Consider the following 4,310-nt stretch of genomic DNA (forward strand, 5'->3'; position numbering starts at 1 on the left):
CGTCACCGGGCGCGGGCACCGAGAGCAGCGCCAGCGCCGCGGCGAGCGCGCCCGCCGCCGGGAGCCACCGTCCGGTCCGCATCAGCGGCCCTCCCCGTTCTGGACCGGTCCCTCGTTCTGGACGCGCAGCGCGTTCAGGGTGAAGGCGACCATGTGGTAGTGGCCGATCAGCATGACCAGCTCGATCAGCTCGCGCTCCCCGAAGCGGGTGGCGAGCTCCGTCCAGGTCGCGTCGGACAGGGTGCCGGACGCGTGCAGCTCGTCGGCGGCGGTGAGGACCATCCGGTCGTCGTCGCTCCAGCCGTGGCCGTCGAGGTCCAGCCTGAGCGCCGCGATGTCGGCCTCGGTGAGGCCGGCGCCGCGCGCGAGCCCGCGGTGGTGCTCCCACTCGTACGCGCAGGACCGGTGGTGCGCCGTCCGCATGATCGCCAGCTCCCGGTCGCGGGCCGTGAGCGTCCCCTTCATCAGCAGCATCGACCCGAGCCCGATCCAGGCGTGGAAGAGGTCGGGGTGGCGGGCGAGCGTGGTGAAGACGTTCAGCGGCCCGGTCGTCGCTGCCACGGCCTTGAGGACGTCGTCCCAGGCGTCCTCGGGCAGCGGGTCGAAGCGCGGGACGCGGTTCCCCGAAGTGTCGGCGCACATGGCGACATTTCTGCCACCGATCAGTGGGAAAGTTCTAGTCCACTGGGGAAATTTGGCCGGATTGTGTCATTAGTTACTTACATGCTGCGGGTGGTGGCGGCCACGGCCAGCTCGCCGAGGGCCTCCCGGGCCTCCGCGGTGACGGGCGCGGCCGCCAGGCTCCGCTCCGCCTCCCGCAGGTAGCGCTCGATCATCGCCTCGCAGGCGGCGAGCCCGCCGGTCTCCTCGATGATCGTGCGCAGCTCGTCCACCCCGGGGCGGTCGAGCGCGGGGTCGCCGAGGCGGCGCAGCACCGCGTCGGCCTGCGCGGCGGACGCGCGCTCCAGCGTCAGGGCGATCAGCACGGTGCGCTTGCCCTCGCGCAGGTCGTCCCCGGCGGGCTTGCCCGTCTCGGCGGGGTCGCCGAACACGCCGAGCACGTCGTCGCGCAGCTGGAAGGCGATGCCGAGCGGCAGGCCGTAGCCGGTGAGTGCCGCCGTCACGTCCGGGCGGGCGCCGGCGAGGACCGCGCCGAGGTGCAGCGGGCGCTCGATCGTGTACTTGGCGCTCTTGTACTCCACCACGCGCAGCGCCGTCGCGACGGTGGCCTCGCCGCGCGTGCCCTCCAGCATGTCGAGGTACTGGCCGCACATGACCTCGGTGCGCATCAGGTCGTACACGGCCCGGCCGCGCCGCCGCGGCCCGGCGTCGAGCCCGCACGTCTCGAACATCTCGCTCGACCAGGCCAGGCACAGGTCGCCGAGCAGGATCGCGGCGCCGCCGCCGAACGCCTCGGCGTCGCCCGGCCAGCCCTGCGCGCGGTGCAGCGCCTCGAAGCGGCGGTGCGCGGACGGCTGGCCGCGCCGGGTGTCGCTGGAGTCCATCACGTCGTCGTGCACCAGCGCGCTCGCCTGGAGCAGCTCCAGGGACGCGGCGGCGGCCACGATGCCGGGCGAGTCCTCGCCGCCGGCGGCCCGCCACCCCCAGTAGCAGAACGCGGGCCGCAGCCGCTTGCCGCCGCCGAGCAGGGCGTCGAGGGCGGACAGCAGCGGCGCGAGGTCGTCGCTGATGGTCAGCAGCGCCGGGCGCTGCCGGTCGACGAAGCCGAGGAGGGCTTCGTCGACCTCCTTGCGGATACGGCTGGTCGACATGCCGAGATCGTATCCACCTGCGGCGATTCAACCCTGCCGCCAAAACGTGAGAAGTCACTGGATCTTCGGAAATAGGCGCATAACGCCCGTGCGGTGTGGCGAGCATCACGTGATTCGGCGGTTCGAAGCCGCCTCCGAGGGCTTCTGTAGGCTTGGGGGATGCGACGCGTACGCCCCGACCGGCCCCCGACAGTCCGCGAGCTGCTGGCGGCGGGAGGCAGGTCCTTCTCCTTCGAGTTCTTCCCGCCCAAGACCGACAAGGGCGCGCGGAACCTGTGGCGTACGATCCGCGAGCTGGAGTCCCTGCACCCGACGTTCGTCTCGGTGACCTACGGCGCGGGGGGCGGCACCCGCGACACCACCGTCGACATCGTCGAGCGGATCGCGACCGACACCACGCTCACCCCCGTCGCGCACTTCACCGCCGTCGACCACTCCCAGGCCGAGCTGCGCAACCTCATCGGCCGGTTCGCCGCCGCCGGCGTCCGCAACGTCCTCGCGCTGCGCGGCGACCCGCCCGGCGACCCGATGGGGGAGTGGGTCAAGCACCCCGACGGCGTCGAGTACGCCGCCGACCTGGTCCGGATGATCCGCTCCTACGGGGACTTCTGCGTCGGCGTCGCCGCGTTCCCCTACAAGCACCCGCGCTCGCCCGACGTCGGCAGCGACGTGCGGTACTTCGTGGAGAAGTGCCGGGCCGGGGCCGACTACGCGATCACCCAGATGTTCTTCCGCGCCGAGGACTACTTCCGGCTCCGCGACCGGGTCGCCGCCGCGGGCTGCGACGTGCCGATCCTGCCGGGCATCATGCCGGTCACCCAGCTCAGCACGATCGAGCGGTCCGAGCAGCTGTCGGGCGCGCCGTTCCCGCCCGAGGTCAAGGCCCGGTTCGACGCCGTCGCCGACGACCCGGAGGCGGTCCGCAGGCTCGGTGTCGAGCACGCCGCCGAGCTGTGCCGCGAACTGCTGGAGCAGGACGCGCCCGGCATCCACTTCATCACGTTCAACAAGTCCACGGCGACGCGCGAGGTCTACTCGCTCCTCGGCGCCGAGGAGTACGGCGCGAGGGGCAGCGTCCCGCCCATGACCGCGTAGCGGGGCCCGCCGCCCGGGAACTCGAACCCGCTCAGCAGGTCCACCATGCCGACCGAGCGGTAGAGGCGGCGCGCGGGCGTCTCGGGGTGCCGGTCGAGCGTGGACAGGACGACCGTCCGCTCCGGCCTGCCCTCGCACAGCGCGGTCAGCAGGCTCCGGCCGAGGCCCCTGCCCTGCGCCTGCGGGTGCACGTGCAGCTCGGCGACCTCGAACGCGTCCGCCAGCCACTCCTCGGCGTGGTCCGGCCCCTCCAGGTCGGACAGCGCCTGGTGGACGACGTCGTGCCACCACTGGCCGCGCGCCCCGTGGAACCCGTAGGCGAACCCCTGGACGGGGCCCGGCAGGACGGGCAGCGTCCCGCGCCGCTCGGCGACGAACGCGCGGAAGCCCGGGTACGTGGTGTGCCGCTCCATGATGGTGTGCCGACCCGGAAGCTGCTCGTTCGGCGGCTCCATCGCGGCCGCGTACACGTCCAGCATGGGGTTGAGCCTGCGTAGGAAGGCGCGTTGGTCGATCTCGCGCAGCTTCGGGTCCCTCACCCGCAAGAGCCTAGACCCGGGGGATGGTGCGCTGCGTCACAGAGAGCCGATCGTAGAGGTCCCAGAGGATGCGGTCGGCGGCCTTCTTCAGCGTCCCCCGGTTGGCGTCGAGCTGCCCGCCCCACACGCGCGCCTCCGGGCCCAACCACGCGTCCGTCCCGCGCAGGGTCTTCACCGGCGCGTCCAGGGCCTGCCTGAGCCGGTCGATGCTGCCGTAGGCGTCCGCGTACGCCTGGTACAGCCGCTGGTACTCCGGGTTGGGCTGCTCTGTCGGGGACAGTTTGGCGGCGGCGGCACCGGTGAGCGGCAGGGGCAGGCTCCCGGGAGGCGGCGGAGCGGCCATGGCGACCTCTCAGGTCTCACGCGACGGTGGTTGCTTCGGGCTCGTGCAGATCCAGCTTGGCGACGGCCGCGCGCGCCTGCTCGCTCAGGGGCGCACCGGTCAGCACCTGGACCGCCACGGGACGGACCCCGGCGCGGTCGGCCTCGGCCAGGAACGCGCGCAGCCACTTCACGTCCATCGCCATGTGGTGGCTGGCCACGCCCACCGACTCCTGGACGGCCTCCAGCCTCGCCTTGTCGCCCTCGGCCGCCTTCAGCAGATCGGCCGTCGCCGCCGGGCCGAGGCGCTCGTACAGCTTCTCGGTGTAGTCGGGATCGTCGGCGTTGGCCTTGAGGTGCTTCCAGACCGAGTCGGGGACGGGCCGCCCGTCCTGGACGGCCGCGACCGCGGCGAGCGCGTCGGTCCTGGCGGCCTTGGCCGCGGACGGCCGGTCGGGGAAGTTGCCGATGTCGCCCGCGCCCCTCGGCGTGGGCTGCAGCGTGGGCGGCGCCGTCTTGACGGGCGCCCTAGGGGGCGGAGGCGTGACGGGCCGGGGCGTCCCGGCCGGCCCCCCGCCCGGCC

General features: G+C 73.2%; 5 protein-coding genes and 1 pseudogene. 1 reads left to right on the plus strand and 5 read right to left on the minus strand.

The genetic code is table 11. The features are described from left to right. Positions 1–81: 81 nt before the first annotated feature. Positions 82–642 carry a carboxymuconolactone decarboxylase family protein gene (locus AB0K34_RS46135; RefSeq protein ID WP_138638096.1) on the minus strand — a complete coding sequence of 187 codons (561 nt, stop codon included), beginning with the start codon at positions 640–642 and terminating at the stop codon, positions 82–84. A gap of 77 nt (positions 643–719) precedes the next feature. Continuing rightward, entirely contained in the window at positions 720–1,772 is a 1,053-nt protein-coding gene (locus AB0K34_RS46140; protein ID WP_138638097.1) for a polyprenyl synthetase family protein, read from the minus strand. Between the two features lie 159 nt (positions 1,773–1,931). Between AB0K34_RS46140 and metF the strand changes: the two genes are divergently transcribed. After that, complete coding sequence (gene metF / locus AB0K34_RS46145; RefSeq protein ID WP_138638098.1) at positions 1,932–2,867, plus strand: methylenetetrahydrofolate reductase [NAD(P)H]; 936 nt, start codon at positions 1,932–1,934, stop codon at positions 2,865–2,867. On the opposite strand, the gene AB0K34_RS46150 is transcribed toward metF, so the two are convergent. The 3 genes and pseudogenes from AB0K34_RS46150 to AB0K34_RS46160 form a co-directional block, all read right to left on the minus strand. Then, a complete protein-coding gene (locus AB0K34_RS46150) occupies positions 2,804–3,406 on the minus strand; it encodes a GNAT family N-acetyltransferase (RefSeq protein WP_138638099.1) in 603 nt (200 codons plus the stop codon). The two genes, metF and AB0K34_RS46150, sit on opposite strands and share 64 nt — an antisense overlap. Before the next feature lie 10 nt (positions 3,407–3,416). Beyond that, the gene (locus AB0K34_RS46155; protein WP_138638100.1) at positions 3,417–3,749 is read right to left on the minus strand and encodes a hypothetical protein; all 333 of its coding nucleotides are present in this window, start codon (positions 3,747–3,749) and stop codon (positions 3,417–3,419) included. 16 nt (positions 3,750–3,765) lie between these two features. After that, positions 3,766–4,310 (minus strand): annotated as a pseudogene (locus tag AB0K34_RS46160) (hypothetical protein); the annotation flags it as partial.

This window comes from Actinomadura sp. NPDC049382, assembly GCF_040677125.1.
Classification (GTDB): domain Bacteria; phylum Actinomycetota; class Actinomycetes; order Streptosporangiales; family Streptosporangiaceae; genus Spirillospora; species Spirillospora geliboluensis.